We start from the raw sequence: 19529 nt of genomic DNA on the forward strand, positions 1-19529 counted from the left end.
GCTAGGAGTAAGTTCCTAGCTTTTTTTATTAATTTACAAATGTTGTAATCTCTTTTTCAATATTGGCGATTTTTGTTTCTGCATCTGCTAAATCATTACCGACCGTAGCAATATAGAACTTGATTTTTGGTTCAGTTCCTGAAGGGCGAACTGCAATCCATGAATCATCAGCTAACGTGTACTTCAAAACATTACTTGGAGGAGTTGTTAAGTTAGATATTGTTCCATCATTTTTAGTAGCGGTTTGTTTTTGGAAATCTTCTAATAATACAATATCAGTATTGTTAAATTGTTTTGGACCATTTTCACGGAATTTGTCCATAATCTTCTTAATTTCAGCAGCTCCATCCACTCCTGAAAGTGTTACTGAAATCGTTTTTTCAGCAAAATAACCATATTCTTTGTAAATTTCATCAATACCATCTGCAAGTGTTAAACCACGCGAACGATAATAAGCTGCGATCTCAGCAACCAAAAGAACTGCTTGAATAGCGTCTTTATCACGGACAAATGGTTTAATAAGATATCCGAAGCTTTCTTCAAAACCAAACATATAGGTGTGGTTATGTTTTTCTTCAAACTCTTGAATTTTCTCAGCGATGAATTTGAATCCAGTTAAAACGTTAAACATTGTAGCGCCATAACTTTCGGCAATTTTTGTTACTAATTCTGTTGATACGATTGATTTAGCGAGAGCAGCATTTTCTGGAAGTGTTCCTGCTGTTTTATGAGCTTCCAGGATGTATTTCGCAATAATCGCTCCAATTTGATTTCCAGAAAGGTTTTTATAAGAACCATCTGGTTGGCGAATTTCAACGCCTAGGCGGTCTGCATCAGGATCAGTAGCTACTAAGACATCTGCATCAACTTCTCGTCCGAGTTCTTCAGCAAGAGCAAAGGCAGCTTGGCTTTCAGGGTTAGGCGATTTAACAGTAGAAAAGTCTGGATCTGCCTTAGCTTGTGATTCTACTACAACAACAGATTCAAAACCGGCTTGAGCAAGGGCACGTCGTGTCAACATCTCACCAGTTCCGTGGAGAGGAGTATAGACAATTTTCATGTCTTTTCCAAAGTTATTGATTAAATCTTGATTGATATTAACATCTTTAACCTCTCTAAGATATTCAATATCAACATCTTCACCGATAACTTGAATAAGACCCGATGATTTGCTTTCATCTAAATCAGCAAGTTCAACTGCAAATGGATTTTCAATAGCACGGATAAAGTCTGTTAGTGCATCAGCATCAGCTGGTGGTAGTTGACCTCCGTCTTGTCCATAGACTTTATAACCATTGAAAGGTGCTGGATTGTGGCTTGCAGTAACCATAATACCAGCATAGGCATTTAAATGGCGAACAGCAAAAGAGAGTTCTGGTGTTGGACGAAGAGCTTCAAATACGTAAGATTTAATTCCATGCTTTGCCAAGACCTGTGCAGACTCAAAAGCAAATTCTGGAGAGAAGTGGCGTGAATCATAAGCAATGGCTACACCACGTTTTTTAGCTTCCTCTCCCTTAGTTTCGATTAATTTTGCCAATCCTTCGGTTGCTTGACGGACAACATAAATATTAATACGATTTGTACCAGCACCAATATAACCACGCATACCAGCAGTACCAAATTCTAAGTTTGTGTAAAAAGCATCTTCTTTTGTTTTTTCATCCATTGATAGTAATTCTTGACGAAGATAGTCAGGAAGCTGCTCAAAATCTAACCATTTTTGAAAATTTTCTGTGTAAGTCATTGAAATACTCCTTCAATATTTATAAACGCTTTCATTATAACATGTTTTTTTCAATATGACTATAAAATATAAGTAAGAAAAGCCAGGAAGATTTCTTCCTGGCCAGTTTTTAATGTTTAATATTGAGAATACGAGGAACAGTTAGATATACAATGATAGCTGCAATGACCATCTCAGCTAATGAATTAGATGAAATAATCCCAGCGAGCATTAGCTTGATATTCCCATTATAAGTACTTGAAAAAAAGATAAAAATTCCAGATAAAACAAATACTGTGTTTGTTAGAGAGCCTATAGCACCTGAGATAGCCAAACCAAAGCGGTTGTGTAGTAATTTGTAAACGAAATAAGGAATAATCCCGATTAGAATACGTGGTACAAGTGCAATAATTAGCGAATAAAAATTACCATTTTCAACAAAAGGTGAGAAGAGGTAACTCGTTGGTAATAGAACAATGCTGCTGTTAGCTACGCTGATCCCCCCCATTAAGGCGCCTAGAGTTGCACCAATACGAGGTCCATAGGCTATAGATGCAATAATAACTGGGATATGCATCAAAGTAGGTTTAATAGGGACTAACCAAAAACTAAAAATAAATGATGACAAAAAATGAATGACAAGCATAATAGCAAAAAAGATTGCAATTATAGCAATGTTAGAGGATTTGTTTTTCTTTTTCATTATAACTCCTTAAATTAAACTAGAAATAGTATACAAATTTACAGCCTAATTTGCAACTTCTTGTATACATTTAAGTATAGTGGAGATATCAGCCAGGGCTCCTTGACCGGTATCACCACAGGCAAGCAAACTAATACGAGGTTCAATTTCCTGATAACCTATTTTTTTCAAAATATTAATGTTACGTTGGGTGATTGTATTATGATACATCTTTGTATTCATTGCTGGTGCGATAAGTTTTGGAGTTTCATCGGGCATAGCAAGAGCAACGCTTGTTACGATGTTATCAGCGAAGCCATATGCTAGATGAGCAATAGTATTAGCAGAGGCAGGTGCAACGATAAATAAATCTGTGCGTTTTGCTAATTCGATATGGTTGATGATTTTTGGGTTATGCTCATCCATAACATCTAAATGAATAGGATTTTTTGATAATACTTGCAGAGTTAACGGTGTAATAAATTCTGTGGCAGCTTGTGTCATTATGATATGAACATCATAGCCAATTTTAGTTAATTGACTTGTAAGGTCTGCTGCTTTATAGGCCGAAATTGAACCGGTGACGGCTAGTGTAATACGTTTAATCATATTTTTTTACCTTTTCGTAAATTAATTGAGCAATATCTTCTTTGGTGGTAGCTTTATACACATTATCATGATCAAGTAGGTAGGCTATGTGATGTTTTGAGGTAATATCAATGAGGTCATTAGCTAAAATAAACGTAGCTTTATTTTTGATTAAGCTATGACGAGCAACTTTAAAAAGGTTTTCTTTAGTAACGTTCACAAGTAGTTTAAAACCTACTAGAGTAATTTGAGGATTCCATTTTTTCACAAGGCTGATAACTTTTGGTGTTTTTTTGAGAAAAAGGACTTGATATTCTGATTCAGATGATATTTTCCCTTCGTGGTTATCTTTGCGCAAAAAAGTATCTAAATCATCGCTTGATTTAACCTTTTCGAAATCAGCCATGTAGACGGGGGTATAGTCAGACACTGCCATGCTGTGAATTAAAATATCATGCTCTTTCACTAATGGCTTCAAGGTTTTTATTAATGAGTCAACGTCCTCAATCTCAAATATGGATAAGTTGGTAGCAGATTCTGGTTTGACTGCATTTTTAGTAGTCACGAGTGTCACCTGATGTCCTTCTCGTAAATATTTTTCTGCAATTATTTTTCCTAAAGCTCCTGTTGCGTGATTCGTGATACTCCTAACGGTATCAATTTTCTCGGTAGTTCCACCTGATGTAATCAAAATTTTCATAGCCATATTGTACATAAAAAAATGCTTTTCGTAAATAAAAGATATATTTCTTCTTGATAGTAATGGAATTTGAGGGAAACTTACTGGAAAATTTCAAGCGATTGCGATAAAATAAATCTTGCAGAGTTTTCTAGATAAAGGAGGTCAGATTTATTGGAATGGCAAGATCTAGCGCAGTTACCTGTATCTATTTTTAAAGACTATGTTACAGATGCTCAAGACGCGGAAAAACCTTTTATATGGACAGAAGTATTTTTAAGGGAGATTAATCGCTCAAATCAAGAAATTATTTTGCATATTTGGCCGATGACTAAGACAGTCATTCTGGGGATGTTAGATCGAGAATTACCACATTTAGAATTAGCTAAAAAAGAAATCATCAGTCGTGGCTATGAACCAGTTGTTCGGAATTTTGGTGGTCTCGCAGTTGTAGCTGATGAAGGAATTTTAAATTTTTCATTGGTTATTCCAGATGTTTTTGAGAGAAAATTGTCTATCTCAGATGGGTATCTTATAATGGTCGATTTTATTAGAAGTATATTTTCGGATTTTTATCAACCTATTGAGCACTTTGAAGTAGAGACCTCCTATTGTCCTGGTAAGTTTGATCTTAGTATAAATGGCAAAAAATTTGCTGGCTTGGCTCAGCGCCGTATAAAGAATGGTATTGCGGTATCGATTTACCTTAGCGTTTGTGGCGATCAAAAAGAGCGGAGTCGAATGATTTCAGATTTCTATAAGATTGGTCTAGGTGATACGGGTAGTCCAATTGCTTATCCAAATGTAGATCCTGAAATTATGGCTAATCTATCTGATTTATTAGATTGTCCTATGACAGTAGAAGATGTTATTGATCGTATGTTGATTAGCCTTAAACAAGTAGGTTTTAATGATCGTTTACTGATGATTAGGCCCGATTTAGTTGCAGAGTTTGATAGATTTCAGGCTAAGTCTATGGCTAATAAGGGGTCGGTGAGCAGAGATGAATAATGTCCAAGGTAATTTATTTCGTCCATTAACGCTTCCCAATGGATTGAGCTTAGAAAATCGTTTTGTTCTATCACCTATGGTAACTAATTCTTCTACATCAGAAGGTTTTGTAACTGATGACGACATAGCATATGCTGTTCGTCGTGCTAAATCTGCTCCATTACAAATTACTGGAGCAGCATATATCACAGAATATGGTCAGTTATTTGAATATGGTTTTAGCGTTTCAAAGGATGAGGACATTCCTGGTTTGACTAAATTGGCTAAAGCAATGAAGTCTAAGGGAGCGAAAGCTGTTTTGCAGCTGACGCATGCTGGACGTTTCTCAAGTCACACTTTGGCAAGACACGGATATGTGTATGGTCCCAGCCCTATGCAATTGCAATCGCCATACCCACATCAGGTTAAAGAACTAACACACAAAGATATACTAAGAATTATCGATGAATATGTCCAGGCTACAAGACGAGCTATACAAGCTGGATTTGATGGTGTTGAAATATCTTCTGCACAACGATTACTAATTCAAACTTTTTTCTCAACCTTCTCAAATCAAAGAAAAGATGAGTATGGTCCTCAAACTTTGACTAATCGCTGTCGTTTAGGATTAGAAGTTTTTAAAGCGGTACAAAAAGTTATCAGAGAAGAAGCAGAGTCAGATTTTATCCTTGGTTTTAGAGCGACGCCTGAAGAAACTCGCGGTTCACAAATTGGATATAGCATTGAAGAGTTTATGGAATTTCTTGAAAAAATTTTAGCGATTGCTCAGGTAGATTATCTTGCCATTGCAAGCTGGGGGCATGATGTCTTTAGAAATACTATACGTTCTGAGGGAGTTTACAAAGGGCAGCTGGTTAATCAAGTTATATTTGAACATTTTGGTGATAGAGTTCCAATTATGGCAACTGGAGGTATTAATAGTGCTTCAAAGGTGTTTGAAGCCTTACAACATGCTCATATGGTAGGAGCTTCCACGCCCTTAGTAGTTGATCCGGAATTTTTACAAAAAATAAAAGCTAAGCGTTCTGATCAGATTAATTTAAGGATTAAAGTGAGTGATTTAGAAGGTTTGGCGATTCCAAAAGCCTCCTTTAAAGATATTGTTCCTTTGATGGATTATGGAGAATCTTTACCAAAGGAAGCTCGAGAAGTTTTTAGAGAACTTCGAAGCAATTATAGGGAGGAAAGATGAAATTAAGTGTCCTTGATTATGGGCTTATTGATTATGGAAAAACTGCAAGTGATGCAATACAAGAAACGATTCTTTTATCACAAGAGGCGGAGCGACTAGGCTATCATCAATTTTGGGTGGCTGAACATCACGGTGTTAGGGCATTCAGTATTAGCAATCCAGAATTAATGATAATGCATTTGGCTAACCAGACTAAATCTATCAAAATTGGCTCTGGAGGTATAATGCCTCTGCACTATAGTAGTTTTAAACTCGCGGAGACTCTCAAAACATTAGAGACATGTCATCCGAATCGAGTAAGTATTGGTTTAGGAAATTCACTAGGGACAGTTAAAGTTTCAAATGCACTTCGTAGCTTACATAAAGCACATGATTACGAAGAGGTACTGGAGGAATTGAAGTCATGGCTTATTGATGAATCATCCAGTAAGAAACCATTAGTTCAACCGACTCTTTCTAGCTTCCCAGACTTATATGTGTTGGGGAGTGGTCAAAAATCAGCTTATTTAGCGGCTAAACTTGGCTTAGGCTTTACCTTCGGTGTTTTTCCTTTTATGGACAAAGACCCATTGACAGAAGCTAAAAAGCTTTCATCTCTTTATTATCATCAGTTTGAAGAATATTATCCTAATAAGTCTCCTAATTTGATGGTAGCTGCATTTGTAGTTATAGCTGATACTTCAGAAGAAGCTGAAAACATAGCAAAGACTTTAGATATCTGGATGCTAGGAAATAAAGACTTCAATGAATTTGCAACATTTCCTACTATTGAAGAAGCTAATCATTACCAATTGACTCCTGAACAAAAAGCAAAAATTAAATCAAATCGCCACCGTATGATTGTAGGTGATCCAAAACAAGTTAAAGAAAGCCTTGACGCTTTAGTTAATGCTAGTCAAGCAGAAGAACTACTTTTGATTCCTCTTGTTCCAGGACTTGATCAACGAATCAAATCCTTAAAATTATTATCACAGTTATATTAATCACGTTTTCTCAGAAAGGAAATTACTCATGAAAAAAATTGCGAACTACTTATTAATTGAAAAAAATGAAGAACTTTATACTATCAGTTTAACTCCAGAACTTCAAGATGACTTGGGAACTGTCGGATATGTGGAATTCACAGATGATACAAATTTAGAAGTTGATGATGTTATTTTAAATATTGAAGCTTCAAAGACGGTTATGGCAATTTTATCTCCTCTTACAGGTAAAGTTGTTAAAGTTAATACAGCTGCAAGTCAAGAACCAACTTTGTTAAATTCTGAAAAAGCTGACGAAAATTGGTTGGTTGTGTTAACAGACGTTGATTATGCTGCTTTTGAAGCTTTAGAAAATGCCTAATCAAAAACAACTATTGCTAGCCATGATTGAGTATCTTCAGTCAGAAAATTTAACAGACGTTGATGACTTGAGGACCACCGATTTGCAAACGGTTTGGCGTGGTCTAATTAATCAACAAGATCCTCAAAACATTAGTCAAGAGTACCTGTCTTTAGAAGATAGGTATTTGTCACATTGGTGGAATACTCAAAAAGTAAAAACGATAGACGTCTGTCATCAAACGGTATATTCAAATGTATTTACCTACCATGGGGATATTTGCTTATTACAAGTGGATGCTATTGTTAATGCAGCAAATAGTAAGTTGTTAGGTTGTTTTATTCCTAACCACCATTGTATTGACAATCATATTCATACATTTGCAGGTTCACGATTACGTTTAGCATGTCATCAATTGATGACACAACAAGGACGAATGGAAGCTGTAGGACAAGCTAAACTTACCGAATCCTATCATCTTCCTTGTAAGTATGTTATTCATACAGTCGGACCTTATGTAAAAGTTGATCAAAAGCCATCTCGTATAAGAGAGGATTTATTAAAGTCTTCTTATAAATCCTGCTTACAGTTGGCAGTTCGAGCTAATCTTAAAACAATTGTCTTCCCTTGTATATCAACGGGAGAATTTGGTTTTCCTAATCAAAGAGCTGCTGAATTGGCTGTTCAAGCGATATTAGAGTGGCAACGCGAAAATCAGCACAAACTCTATATTATTTTCAATACATTCACACCTAAAGACCAAGAGATTTATCAAAAATTATTATTAAAAGAGGAAATAGATGACAGTGTGGAAGACTCTAGAAAAAACTAATCATTCTCAATCAGAAATACTAAGTCAGTTAATAGAAGAATCAGATGCCATTGTAGTTGGTATTGGTGCAGGCATGTCTGCAGCGGATGGATTCACCTATATTGGCCCCAGATTTGAAGAAGCTTTTCCGGATTTTATTGCTAAATATCAACTATTAGATATGTTGCAAGCAAGTCTTTATGACTTTGAAGATTGGGAAGAATATTGGGCCTTCCAAAGTCGTTTTGTGGCACTTAATTATTTAGATCAACCGGTAGGACAAGCTTATCTTGATTTAAAGGATATTTTAGCGAAAAAAGAATATCATATTATTACAACTAATGCTGATAATGCCTTCGCTGTGGCTGATTATAATTTAGAAAAAGTTTTTCATATTCAAGGTGAATATGGCTTATGGCAGTGTAGTCAACATTGTCATCAACAAACTTATCGAAATGATCAGGCAATTCGTCAAATGATTGCACAACAAAAGGATATGAAGATTCCTAGTAACTTAATCCCCAAATGCCCAAAGTGTGATCAACCGTTTGAAATTAATAAACGTAACGAAGAAAAAGGTATGGTGGAAGATGCTGACTTTCATGCTCAACGACAACGTTATGAAAATTTCTTATCACAACATCAAAATGACAAAGTTCTTTATCTAGAGATTGGAGTTGGACATACCACGCCACAATTTATTAAGCATCCGTTTTGGCGATTCGTCTCTTTAAATGAAAACTCTTTATTTGTTACTCTTAATCACAAGCATTATCGCATTCCTCAAAAGATTCGCTCAAGGAGTGTGCAACTGACACAGCATATCGCTGAATTAATTGCTGAAGCGAAAAAAGAAATTATTGGATAACTAAATTGCTATAAAAGGAGACCTAAATGTATCTTATTGAACCAATTAGAAATGGTAAGCGTATCACAGACGGTGCGATTGCACTTGCCATGCAAGTTTATATTTTACAAAATGTTTTTTTAGATGATGATATTTTATTTCCATACTATTGTGATCCTAAAGTTGAAATCGGAAAATTTCAGAATGCAGTTATAGAGACAAATCAAGAATATTTGAAAGAACATGATATTCCTGTTGTTCGTCGAGATACTGGTGGAGGAGCTGTTTACGTTGACTCAGGTGCTGTAAATATTTGCTATCTAATGAAAGATCATGGACAATTTGGTGATTTCAAACGAGCTTATGAGCCAGCTATTAAGGCCCTAAAAACTTTAGGTGCCTCTAGTGTTGAAATGAGGGGACGAAATGACTTAGTTATTGATGGTAAAAAAGTATCAGGTGCAGCAATGACAATAGTAAACGGTCGTATTTACGGTGGTTACTCTCTTTTATTAGATGTTGATTTTGATGCTATGGAAAAAGTGTTAAATCCTAATAGGAAAAAAATTGAATCTAAAGGGATAAAATCTGTCCGAAGTCGAGTAGGAGATATTCGTAGCCACTTGTCAGAAGATTATCGTCATATCACAACTGATCAATTTAAAGATTTAATGGTTTGTCAATTATTACATATTGATCATATTGATCAGGCAAAACGCTATCACCTAACCGAAAAAGATTGGGCTGCGATTGACGCTCTAGCTGATGAAAAATATAAGAATTGGGATTGGAATTATGGTAACTCACCACAGTATTCGTATCACAGAGATGCTCGTTTTCCGTCAGGAACTTACGATTTTCACTTAGAAATTGAGAAAGGTATTATTACGAATTGCCGTATTTATGGTGACTTTTTCAGTTCTAAAGATATTTCAGATATTGAAAACCTTCTCATTGGTTGCCCTATGAAAGAAGAATTAGTCTTGGAAAAATTAAGTACTTTATCATTAGAAGATTATTTTGGTCAGACTAGTCCAGAAGAAATAAAAGCAGTTTTATTTTCATAAGACGAACATTTTAAATTTTTTTTGCAAAAAAATATGTTTTTATAGGGAATATTGCTATACTATTTTTATTATTTAGAAGGAGAATATCATGAAAACAGATATTGAAATAGCGCAAAGCGTCGCCCTAAAGCCTATTGCTGAGATTGTTGAGCAAGTAGGAATTGGTTTTGATGATATAGAATTGTATGGTAAATACAAAGCAAAATTATCTTTTGATAAGATTGAAGCTGTAAGATCTCAAAAAGTAGGAAAGTTAATTTTAGTAACTGCTATTAATCCGACACCAGCAGGTGAGGGAAAATCCACTATGAGCATTGGATTAGCTGATGCTTTAAATAAAATTGGTAAAAAAACGATGATTGCTCTTCGTGAACCTTCTTTAGGTCCTGTAATGGGTATTAAAGGAGGAGCTGCTGGAGGTGGATACGCACAAGTACTACCAATGGAAGATATTAATTTGCATTTTACTGGTGATATGCACGCAATCACAACTGCTAATAATGCTTTATCAGCTCTACTTGATAATCATATTCATCAAGGCAATGAATTAGATATTGACCAACGTCGAGTGATTTGGAAGCGTGTAGTTGATCTTAATGATCGTGCTCTTCGTCAGGTGATCGTTGGCTTAGGAAGCCCTGTCAATGGGATACCACGTGAAGATGGCTTTGATATTACTGTTGCTTCTGAAATAATGGCTATTCTATGTTTAGCTACTGACCTATCAGATTTAAAGAAACGCCTGTCAAATATTGTTGTGGCTTACTCAAGGGACCGTAAACCAATCTATGTTAAAGATTTGAAGATTGAAGGAGCTCTCACACTTATCCTAAAAGATGCTATCAAACCTAATTTGGTTCAAACCATTTATGGGACACCGGCTCTTGTCCATGGGGGACCATTTGCTAATATTGCACATGGATGTAATTCTGTCTTAGCGACTTCAACAGCTCTACGCTTAGCAGATTACGTTGTTACTGAAGCTGGTTTTGGAGCAGACTTGGGCGCTGAAAAGTTTCTTGATATAAAAACGCCAAACCTTCCGACTTCTCCCGATGCGATTGTTATTGTTGCTACATTGCGTGCATTGAAAATGCATGGAGGTGTTTCAAAAGAAGATCTCTCACAAGAGAACGTTGAAGCAGTTAAAAGAGGTTTTACAAATCTCGAGCGTCACGTTAACAATATGCGTCAATATGGTGTTCCGGTAGTTGTAGCTATCAATCAGTTTACTGCAGATACAGAAAGTGAAATTGCAACTCTTAAAACCTTATGTAGTAATATTGATGTGGCAGTTGAATTAGCAAGTGTGTGGGAAGATGGAGCAGACGGTGGCCTTGAACTTGCACAGACTGTTGCTAATGTGATTGAAACACAATCATCCAATTACAAACGCTTATATAATGATGAAGACACTATTGAAGAAAAAATAAAAAAATTGTTACTAAAATATATGGTGGTAATAAAGTTCATTTTGGACCTAAGGCACAAATACAATTAAAAGAGTTTAGTGACAATGGCTGGGACAAGATGCCTATTTGTATGGCAAAGACACAATATAGCTTTTCTGATAATCCAAATTTATTTGGTGCTCCAACTGACTTTGATATAACTGTTCGTGAATTTGTTCCAAAAACAGGAGCTGGTTTTATAGTTGCTCTTACTGGAGACGTATTGACAATGCCTGGTTTACCTAAAAAACCTGCAGCTCTCAATATGGATGTTTTAGAAGACGGTACAGCCGTTGGATTATTTTAAATAATAAAGAGGTAGGGCTTGTGATGCTAGCCTCTTTTTATTGGGGATTAGATTTTAACTAGAGATAATTTAGAATAATAGAATGCTATTCAAGTGACAGTATGCTATAATAAAATGATTGATTTGGAGGGGGGAAAACTTATCAGTAATAAAGTCAAAATTGTTCGTTTACTTAATAAGAGTAAGAAAAGTTTACTAAGGGGTATATTTAGTCGAACAACCGTTATCGCTATTTTATTGATTTTACAATTATTGTTTTTACTAGCCTCTTACTCATGGCTAGAGCAGTATCGTGTTTGGTTAGCAACCGTTGAGCATATCTTAACAATTGGAGCGGTCTTATATTTAGTTAATAGTGAAATGGATGCTTTGTCCCGAGTAACTTGGTTAATATTGGTAATGATTGCCCCTTTACTAGGGGCGATGTTCCTAATGTACACCAAATTTGACTGGGGTTATCGTGGTTTGAAACAAAGATTGGAGACATTGATTGATGAGAGTCAGATTTATCTAGAGGATGATCCTGAAACTTTGAATCAGCTTAAGTCAAGTACATCCACAACATATCATTTGGTTCAATATTTTGAAAAAGCACATGGAAATTTCCCAGTTTATCGAAATACTGATGTGACATTTCTACCAACGGGAGAAGCATTCTTTGAAAAAATGAAAGAAGAACTACTAAAAGCTAAAAAGTATATCTTTTTAGAATTCTTTATCATTGACGAAGGAATAATGTGGGGAGAAATACTTAGTATTTTAGAACAAAAGGTGGAAGAAGGTGTTGAAGTCCGTATCTTATATGATGGTATGATAGAAATTACAAAATTATCCTTTGATTATACGAAACGACTTGAGAAAATAGGAATAAAAGCAAAAGCATTTTCTCCGATTTCTCCTTTTATTTCAACTTATTATAACTATCGTGACCATCGAAAAATTGTTGTTATTGATGGAGTAGTAGGCATGACTGGTGGTGTAAACTTAGCCGATGAGTATATTAATCACATTGAGTTATTTGGGCATTGGAAAGATTCAGGTATTATGTTAAAGGGGAAAGCAGTGGATAGTTTCCTCCTACTTTTCTTACAGATGTGGTCCATTACTGAGGAAAAAATGTTAGTAGCGCCTTACCTCGGTGTACACGATGATTTAGTTGAAAATGAAGGCTATGTTATTCCTTATGGAGATTCTCCTTTAGACACTGATAAAGTAGGGGAAAATGTTTATATAGATATTCTTAATCATGCTAGAGAATATGTTTACATCATGACACCTTATTTAATATTAGACAGTGAATTGGAACATGCCATTCAGTTTGCTGCGGAACGTGGTGTAGATGTACGTATTATTATGCCGGGTATCCCAGATAAGCCAATCCCTTATGCTCTTGCTAAAACTTACTATCAAGCTTTAACAAAATCAGGTGTTAAAATATATGAATACACCCCTGGATTTGTTCATTCAAAAATATTCCTTAGTGATAATACAAAGGCTGTTGTAGGTACGATAAATCTTGATTACCGTAGCCTGTATCACCATTTTGAATGTGCTGTTTATCTTTATAAGGTAGATGCAATCCAAGACATTTATCGAGATTATATGGATACATTAAATAAATCAAGGTTAGTTAGCTTGAAAGATATAAATAATATTCCAAAATTCCAAAAAGTAATTGGCATAGTGACAAAAACTATTGCTCCCCTGCTTTAGAAATAATTTATTTTTAATTTAATATTAAAAGTAAACTGAAGAATCTAGTTATATTTAAAAAGTAAAGGTTGCATTTTAACTAAATTATGTTAAACTACTGTTATGCGATGAGTCGATATGTGGTTTTACCACTATTGCGCAGGGAGATTATAAACGCAGGAGCGGATCTTGATAAGTTGTGTGAACCTTCTTGTCACACTTGAAAAGGTGCCCTTAGCTTACTACTACTTGTAATTTCTTACAAATTGTGGTAAGTAGCTGAAAAGCAAAAAAGAAAGAACCAGTTTGGTTCTTTCTTTTTTGCATAAATAAGTCACAATTTCCTTCTTAAAATTATGTCTTTACTTAACTTTAATTGAATATGCTACCATCACATTCTTTGTAAAATTTTTAAATAATCTAGTTTCTGATGGTTTAGATGAAGTATTAAAAATATACTATTACCTCATTGTAAATCTTAATGTTAGTATGACTATCTATCATGCTTTATAATATTAAAGGAAAATTTAAAAATATCATGTTTTAGATATCAACTATTTAATTTTAAACATATAAATTAATAATAAATTGCAACCAAATAATAAATTATCTTGACATAACTTATAAAATGTTTTAATATATAATCTAAATAAAAGTAATAATAAAATGACTTTTAAAATTTAAAAAAAGTAAGGAGAAAATTAATTGTTCAATAAAATAGGTTTTAGAACTTGGAAATCAGGAAAGCTTTGGCTTTATATGGGAGTGCTAGGATCAACTATTATTTTAGGATCAAGTCCTGTATCTGCTATGGATAGTGTTGGAAATCAAAGTCAGGGCAATGTTTTAGAGCGTCGTCAACGTGATGCAGAAAACAGAAGCCAAGGCAATGTTCTAGAGCGTCGTCAACGCGATGCAGAAAACAGAAGCCAAGGTAATGTTCTAGAGCGTCGTCAACGCGATGTTGAGAACAAGAGCCAAGTAGGTCAACTTATAGGGAAAAATCCACTTCTTTCAAAGTCAATTATATCTAGAGAAAATAATCACTCTAGTCAAGGTGACTCTAACAAACAGTCATTCTCTAAAAAAGTATCTCAGGTTACTAATGTAGCTAATAGACCGATGTTAACTAATAATTCTAGAACAATTTCAGTGATAAATAAATTACCTAAAACAGGTGATGATCAAAATGTCATTTTTAAACTTGTAGGTTTTGGTTTAATTTTGTTAACAAGTCGCTGCGGTTTGAGACGCAATGAAAATTAAGTATAATCAATCATATAGTAACTATATATAATGATATATGCAATCAATAAAAAGGAATCGGATACGAGATTCCTTTTTATAATTAGGTTGGTTAGGGTGACTTTTTTCATTTGGCTATTCTTGAAAGTTTATAAAAATGTAGTATAATAGTCACATTAAAATGTTTTGAAAATATTGATGAACAACATCAACAAATAGAGGTCATTATATGGGATATACCGTTGCTATCGTAGGTGCTACAGGTGCCGTAGGAACACAAATGATTCGTCAATTAGAACAATCGAATTTACCAATAGAACAAGTGAAACTTTTATCATCAAGTCGCTCAGCAGGTAAAATTTTACATTTTAAAGATGAGGCTATACGTGTTGAAGAGACAACAAAAGAATCATTTTACGATGTTGATATTGCCTTGTTTTCAGCTGGTGGATCTATTTCAGCAAAGTTCGCTCCTTATGCAGTAAAGTCTGGAGCAGTTGTAGTAGATAACACGTCATATTTTCGTCAGAATCCTGATGTTCCACTAGTTGTTCCTGAAGTAAATGCTCATGCCATGATTGGTCATAATGGTATCATAGCTTGCCCCAATTGTTCTACTATTCAAATGATGATTGCTTTAGAGCCCATTCGTCAAAAATGGGGGATAGAGCGTGTTATAGTTTCCACCTATCAAGCTGTTTCGGGTTCAGGTGCACGTGCTGTTGAAGAAACTAAGGAACAGTTGAGACAAGTTTTAAATGATAACCTTTCACCTGATCAATTAATTGCAACAGTCTTGCCATGTTCTAGCGATCAAAAACATTATCCTATCGCATTCAATGCATTACCTCAAATTGATATTTTTACTGATAATGATTATACGTACGAAGAAATGAAAATGACTTTGGAGACAAAGAAAATTATGGAAGATGCTACTATTAAGGTTTCAGCTACCTGCGTCCGTATTCCCGTTTTATCGGGGCATTCTGAGTCCATTTATATTGAGACGAAAGAATTAGCCTCAATCTCTGAAATTAAAAAGGCTATTGCAAATTTTCCTGGTGCCGTCCTACAAGACCTTCCATCTCAGCAAATTTACCCTCAAGCGATTAATGCTGTAGGCCATAGGGAGACCTTTGTTGGTCGTATTCGAAAAGACCTTGATCAAGAAAATGGTGTTCATATGTGGGTAGTTTCAGATAATCTACTGAAGGGGGCAGCTTGGAATTCTGTTCAAATTGCAGAAACATTGCATAAGAATGGGCTGGTTAAACCAGCAAAAGAGTTAAAATTTGAATTAATATAGAAGAATATGACATTGCTTAATACTTATGCTGACTGCTAGTGATATTGATTTTTCGTCAATATCAGGTAAAACACTTGACAAATTATGAAAACATTTGCATAATGAAATTAACAAATGAAAATGATTGCAAATCGTTTTAACATTGTTTCCACATTAAGGAGGGGCTCTTATGCAAATCATCAAACGTGATGGACAGATTGTTGAATTTGATCCTGAAAAAATCTACCAAGCTATCTTGAAAGCTGCTCAAACAGTTTATGTGCTTGATGAGTCACTTCGTCAAGACCTTGCTCAAGTGACTAAAAAAGTAATCTTAGATTTAGAGGATGCTCAGGTTGAACGACCAACGATCAATATGATTCAGTCTTTGGTTGAAAATCGTTTATTGGATGCAGGATACATTCATACTGCTGAACACTATATTTCATACCGTTTGCAACGTGATTTAGAGCGAAATGGCTATGATGATCAAATCACTGTTCATTTACACTTTGAAAAAATTAAGTAAGGTTTGACTTTTAAGTTTAAACTCTCTATACTTGTATATGGAACTTACTATGTAATGTACTAATTTAAAAACTTGTAGAGTGTCTCTATGAGTTTTTTAATAACCTCTATTATCAATCAAAGGATTTTAAATGAGTATTTTAGAAGTAAAAAACTTAAGTCACGGTTTTGGTGATCGTGCTATTTTTGAGAATGTTTCTTTTCGCCTTTTAAAAGGTGAACATATAGGACTTATTGGTGCTAATGGTGAAGGAAAATCAACATTCATGTCAATTGTCACAGGTCATCTTCAACCTGATGAAGGAAAAATTGAATGGTCAAAATATGTAACTGCTGGTTACCTTGATCAACATACTGTATTAGAAGAAGGTCAAACAGTTCGTGATGTTTTGCGAACAGCATTTGATGAACTTTTTAAAACAGAGGCACGTATCAATGATATATATATATCCATGGCAGATGATGGCGCAGATGTAGATAGCCTTATGGAAGAAGTTGGAGAACTACAAGATCGTTTAGAATCACGTGATTTTTATACACTTGATGCTAAAATTGATGAAGTTGCACGGGCATTAGGAGTTATGGATTTTGGTATGGATTCTGATGTTACTGAATTATCTGGTGGTCAAAGGACAAAGGTTCTTTTAGCAAAACTGTTATTAGAAAAGCCAGACATCCTCCTGCTTGATGAGCCTACAAACTACCTTGATGCTGAACACATTGATTGGTTAAAACGCTATTTACAAAATTATGAAAATGCTTTTGTTTTAATCTCACACGATATTCCATTTTTGAACGATGTTATCAATATTGTCTATCATGTTGAAAATCAAGATTTAGTAAGATATTCCGGTGATTATACTAATTTTGAATCAGTCTATGCAATGAAAAAGGCTCAATTAGAAGCAGCCTATGAACGTCAACAAAAGGAAATAGCTGATTTACAAGATTTTGTTAATCGTAATAAAGCACGCGTCGCAACACGTAATATGGCAATGTCTCGTCAAAAGAAACTAGACAAAATGGATATTATTGAGTTACAAGCAGAGAAACCAAAGCCAAGTTTCGAATTTAAAGAATCTCGCACACCAGGACGTTTTATTTTCCAAGCTAAAGATCTTCAAATTGGATATGATCGTGCTTTAACAAAACCTCTAAACCTAACATTTGAACGTAATCAAAAAATAGCTATTGTTGGAGCAAATGGGATAGGAAAAACAACATTACTTAAGAGTTTACTAGGTATTATCCCCCCTATTTCTGGTAATGTTGAACGAGGTGATTTTATTGATTTAGGTTATTTTGAACAAGAAGTACCCGGAGGAAATCGCCAAACTCCACTCGAAGCAGTATGGGATGCTTTTCCTGCTTTGAACCAAGCAGAGGTTAGGGCAGCTCTTGCTCGTTGTGGTTTAACTTCAAAGCATATTGAAAGTCAGATTCAGGTGTTATCTGGTGGGGAGCAATCAAAGGTCAGATTTTGCTTATTAATGAATCGCGAAAATAATGTCCTTGTACTTGACGAACCAACCAATCATTTAGATGTAGATGCTAAAGATGAGTTAAAACGTGCTTTAAAAGCTTATAAGGGATCAATCTTGATGGTATGTCATGAACCGGACTTTTATGAAGGATGGATGGATGATGTTTGGGACTTTAACCAACTTAGTTAAGTGGCTAAGGTAATAAAGTAGAAGGCAGGGCCAAATAAGATGCAAAATGATATGAGCGTTGTTCTTAGAGCAGGTAAATTACTGATTGAAAGCGGAGCAGAAGTCTATCGTGTCGAAGACACAATGAAGCATTTTGCTAAGGCTCTTCAGATAGAAAATTTTGAAGCTTATGTGGTTAGTAGCAGTATTATCGCTTCCGGGATTAACCGCTATGGTAAACAAGAAGCTAAAGTATGCAATACAGATGGTGTAACAGCAAATTTAGGTAGACTTGAAGCTGTTAATAACCTTTCTAGGCAAATTGCTAAACAAGACTTAGTATCTCCAGAAGAAATTGTAAAGCAGTTAGACTTAATTGAACATCAAAAAGATTATAGTTTACTTGTTACTTTAATTTCTTATTTTTGTGGAGCGGGTAGTTTTTCTTTAGCCTTAGGTAGTTCCTTATTAGATTCATTTTCCGCTGCTGTAACAGGCTTAATTTTAGGATATTTTCTGAATTTGATGGAAAGTCGTATACATACAGGATTTCTTTTGACCATTCTAGGTAGTTCTGTAGTGGCTTTAAGTGCTAATTTATTATATTTTTCAGGATTAGGTGAGCATCGTAGCATTATTATATTAGGGGCACTAATGGTTATGGTGCCAGGGGCTGCCTTTGTTAATTCGGTGAGAGAATTTTCACAGAATAATTTTTCAACAGGTTTAGCTTTGATTATGTCTGCTTTACTCATTTGTATTTCTATATCAGCAGGTGTGGCTATTACAATTGAAATTATTCCGTTTGCAGAACAAATGACAGGTTCTTTTTCTGGTGTTCCTAATACCATCCTTGAGATTATCATCAGAACACTAATGGCCGGTTTAGGGACGATAGCCTTCTCTATTCTCTACCATGTTCCAAAACGTTATTTCCTTGACTTAGGTATACTAGGAGCAATATCTTGGATGCTCTACCTGATCTTATGGCAACAATTTCACATGGATGCTATAGCCGTATTTTTTCCAGGGCTTTTCATCACTTATTTTTCACGGCTATTAGCTGCTAAACGTAAGTGTCCTGCCACTGTCTTTTTAGCGACAAGTATGTTTCCTCTTATTCCAGGACTTAGCTTCTATAGAGCTGTTTACTTTTTATTGACGGGAGCAGATGCCGTAGCAATGGAATATTTTAGATCCTGTTTTGTAACAGCTTTTACAATTGCTATAGCAATCAGTATTGTACAGCAGATTCCTCTATCGTTCTTTATTAGACGTAAAATGATAAAATAATTTAGTATTTATTTGACAAAATGATTGTAAACTTGTAGAATACCTACAAATGTATCTTTAAGTGAGTCCAGAGAGGCGAACAAGGTCACCATCATAAGTCAAATAGCGAGTGCTTTTTCGCTAACTTTTTATGAAACCTTGCCCTCAGGC

General features: G+C 35.0%; 17 protein-coding genes and 1 pseudogene. 14 read left to right on the plus strand and 4 right to left on the minus strand.

The features are described 5' to 3' along the window. Positions 1-28: 28 nt before the first annotated feature. From HMPREF9171_RS107900 to coaB, 4 genes are all read right to left on the minus strand, one after another. A complete protein-coding gene (locus HMPREF9171_RS107900; RefSeq protein WP_000222540.1) occupies positions 29-1747 on the minus strand; it encodes a phospho-sugar mutase in 1719 nt (572 codons plus the stop codon). 109 nt (positions 1748-1856) lie between these two features. Then, the gene (locus tag HMPREF9171_RS107895; protein ID WP_000728786.1) at positions 1857-2429 is read right to left on the minus strand and encodes an ECF transporter S component; all 573 of its coding nucleotides are present in this window, start codon (positions 2427-2429) and stop codon (positions 1857-1859) included. 45 nt (positions 2430-2474) lie between these two features. Next, on the minus strand, positions 2475-3017 hold the full coding sequence (gene coaC / locus HMPREF9171_RS107890; RefSeq protein WP_000595815.1) for a phosphopantothenoylcysteine decarboxylase: 543 nt from the start codon (positions 3015-3017) through the stop codon (positions 2475-2477). Continuing rightward, the gene (gene coaB / locus HMPREF9171_RS107885; protein WP_032456993.1) at positions 3010-3696 is read right to left on the minus strand and encodes a phosphopantothenate--cysteine ligase; all 687 of its coding nucleotides are present in this window, start codon (positions 3694-3696) and stop codon (positions 3010-3012) included. The genes coaC and coaB overlap by 8 nt, the downstream gene beginning before the upstream one ends. 153 nt (positions 3697-3849) lie before the next feature. Between coaB and HMPREF9171_RS107880 the strand changes: the two genes are divergently transcribed. From HMPREF9171_RS107880 to HMPREF9171_RS107820, 14 genes and pseudogenes are all read left to right on the plus strand, one after another. Then, complete coding sequence (locus HMPREF9171_RS107880; RefSeq protein ID WP_000455157.1) at positions 3850-4686, plus strand: lipoate--protein ligase family protein; 837 nt, start codon at positions 3850-3852, stop codon at positions 4684-4686. Further along, positions 4679-5878 carry an NADH-dependent flavin oxidoreductase gene (locus HMPREF9171_RS107875; RefSeq protein ID WP_001067088.1) on the plus strand — a complete coding sequence of 400 codons (1200 nt, stop codon included), beginning with the start codon at positions 4679-4681 and terminating at the stop codon, positions 5876-5878. The genes HMPREF9171_RS107880 and HMPREF9171_RS107875 overlap by 8 nt, the downstream gene beginning before the upstream one ends. Then, the gene (locus HMPREF9171_RS107870) at positions 5875-6861 is read left to right on the plus strand and encodes an LLM class flavin-dependent oxidoreductase (RefSeq protein WP_000778227.1); all 987 of its coding nucleotides are present in this window, start codon (positions 5875-5877) and stop codon (positions 6859-6861) included. Before HMPREF9171_RS107875 ends, HMPREF9171_RS107870 begins: the two co-directional genes overlap by 4 nt. Before the next feature lie 28 nt (positions 6862-6889). Further along, a complete protein-coding gene (locus HMPREF9171_RS107865; protein WP_000717326.1) occupies positions 6890-7222 on the plus strand; it encodes a glycine cleavage system H family protein in 333 nt (110 codons plus the stop codon). Beyond that, positions 7215-8033 (plus strand): protein-ADP-ribose hydrolase, encoded by an 819-nt coding sequence (locus HMPREF9171_RS107860; protein WP_001133606.1) that lies wholly within the window; start codon positions 7215-7217, stop codon positions 8031-8033. The genes HMPREF9171_RS107865 and HMPREF9171_RS107860 overlap by 8 nt, the downstream gene beginning before the upstream one ends. Further along, positions 8002-8880, plus strand: a complete 879-nt coding sequence (locus HMPREF9171_RS107855) for an SIR2 family NAD-dependent protein deacylase (RefSeq protein WP_000219401.1) — start codon at positions 8002-8004, stop codon at positions 8878-8880. The genes HMPREF9171_RS107860 and HMPREF9171_RS107855 overlap by 32 nt, the downstream gene beginning before the upstream one ends. Before the next feature lie 26 nt (positions 8881-8906). Continuing rightward, positions 8907-9926, plus strand: a complete 1020-nt coding sequence (lplA, locus tag HMPREF9171_RS107850) for a lipoate--protein ligase (protein ID WP_000280831.1) — start codon at positions 8907-8909, stop codon at positions 9924-9926. A gap of 88 nt (positions 9927-10014) precedes the next feature. Further along, a pseudogene (locus HMPREF9171_RS05165) lies at positions 10015-11684 on the plus strand (formate--tetrahydrofolate ligase). A 114-nt stretch (positions 11685-11798) separates the two neighbouring features. Further along, positions 11799-13397 carry a cardiolipin synthase gene (gene cls, locus HMPREF9171_RS107845; protein WP_000566127.1) on the plus strand — a complete coding sequence of 533 codons (1599 nt, stop codon included), beginning with the start codon at positions 11799-11801 and terminating at the stop codon, positions 13395-13397. Positions 13398-14081: 684 nt separating this feature from the next. Beyond that, entirely contained in the window at positions 14082-14642 is a 561-nt protein-coding gene (locus HMPREF9171_RS107840; protein WP_000482210.1) for an LPXTG cell wall anchor domain-containing protein, read from the plus strand. A 208-nt stretch (positions 14643-14850) separates the two neighbouring features. After that, positions 14851-15927: an aspartate-semialdehyde dehydrogenase gene (locus tag HMPREF9171_RS107835; protein WP_000542446.1), complete on the plus strand. Its 1077-nt coding sequence runs from the start codon at positions 14851-14853 to the stop codon at positions 15925-15927. 169 nt (positions 15928-16096) lie between these two features. After that, entirely contained in the window at positions 16097-16435 is a 339-nt protein-coding gene (locus HMPREF9171_RS107830) for an ATP cone domain-containing protein (RefSeq protein WP_001165747.1), read from the plus strand. A 130-nt stretch (positions 16436-16565) separates the two neighbouring features. Then, positions 16566-18107 carry an ABC-F family ATP-binding cassette domain-containing protein gene (locus tag HMPREF9171_RS107825; RefSeq protein WP_000025410.1) on the plus strand — a complete coding sequence of 514 codons (1542 nt, stop codon included), beginning with the start codon at positions 16566-16568 and terminating at the stop codon, positions 18105-18107. Positions 18108-18146: 39 nt separating this feature from the next. Beyond that, positions 18147-19379, plus strand: coding sequence for a threonine/serine exporter family protein (locus HMPREF9171_RS107820; protein ID WP_001178657.1), 1233 nt, complete (start codon positions 18147-18149; stop codon positions 19377-19379). Positions 19380-19529 lie beyond the last annotated feature (150 nt).

The organism is Streptococcus agalactiae ATCC 13813 (assembly GCF_000186445.1).
Lineage (GTDB): Bacteria > Bacillota > Bacilli > Lactobacillales > Streptococcaceae > Streptococcus > Streptococcus agalactiae.

Excerpts from the sequence above, each read along its gene's own strand:
- HMPREF9171_RS107855 (WP_000219401.1), top strand. The coding sequence starts at position 8,002 with ATGACAGTGTGGAAGACTCTAGAAAAAACTAATCATTCTCAATCAGAA.
- HMPREF9171_RS107865 (WP_000717326.1), top strand. The coding sequence starts at position 6,890 with ATGAAAAAAATTGCGAACTACTTATTAATTGAAAAAAATGAAGAACTT.
- HMPREF9171_RS107820 (WP_001178657.1), top strand. The coding sequence starts at position 18,147 with ATGCAAAATGATATGAGCGTTGTTCTTAGAGCAGGTAAATTACTGATT.
- HMPREF9171_RS107860 (WP_001133606.1), top strand. The coding sequence starts at position 7,215 with ATGCCTAATCAAAAACAACTATTGCTAGCCATGATTGAGTATCTTCAG.
- HMPREF9171_RS107835 (WP_000542446.1), top strand. The coding sequence starts at position 14,851 with ATGGGATATACCGTTGCTATCGTAGGTGCTACAGGTGCCGTAGGAACA.
- HMPREF9171_RS107870 (WP_000778227.1), top strand. The coding sequence starts at position 5,875 with ATGAAATTAAGTGTCCTTGATTATGGGCTTATTGATTATGGAAAAACT.
- coaB (WP_032456993.1), bottom strand. The coding sequence starts at position 3,696 with ATGAAAATTTTGATTACATCAGGTGGAACTACCGAGAAAATTGATACC.
- HMPREF9171_RS107825 (WP_000025410.1), top strand. The coding sequence starts at position 16,566 with ATGAGTATTTTAGAAGTAAAAAACTTAAGTCACGGTTTTGGTGATCGT.
- HMPREF9171_RS107875 (WP_001067088.1), top strand. The coding sequence starts at position 4,679 with ATGAATAATGTCCAAGGTAATTTATTTCGTCCATTAACGCTTCCCAAT.
- cls (WP_000566127.1), top strand. The coding sequence starts at position 11,799 with ATGATTGATTTGGAGGGGGGAAAACTTATCAGTAATAAAGTCAAAATT.
- lplA (WP_000280831.1), top strand. The coding sequence starts at position 8,907 with ATGTATCTTATTGAACCAATTAGAAATGGTAAGCGTATCACAGACGGT.
- HMPREF9171_RS107895 (WP_000728786.1), bottom strand. The coding sequence starts at position 2,429 with ATGAAAAAGAAAAACAAATCCTCTAACATTGCTATAATTGCAATCTTT.
- HMPREF9171_RS107830 (WP_001165747.1), top strand. The coding sequence starts at position 16,097 with ATGCAAATCATCAAACGTGATGGACAGATTGTTGAATTTGATCCTGAA.
- coaC (WP_000595815.1), bottom strand. The coding sequence starts at position 3,017 with ATGATTAAACGTATTACACTAGCCGTCACCGGTTCAATTTCGGCCTAT.
- HMPREF9171_RS107900 (WP_000222540.1), bottom strand. The coding sequence starts at position 1,747 with ATGACTTACACAGAAAATTTTCAAAAATGGTTAGATTTTGAGCAGCTT.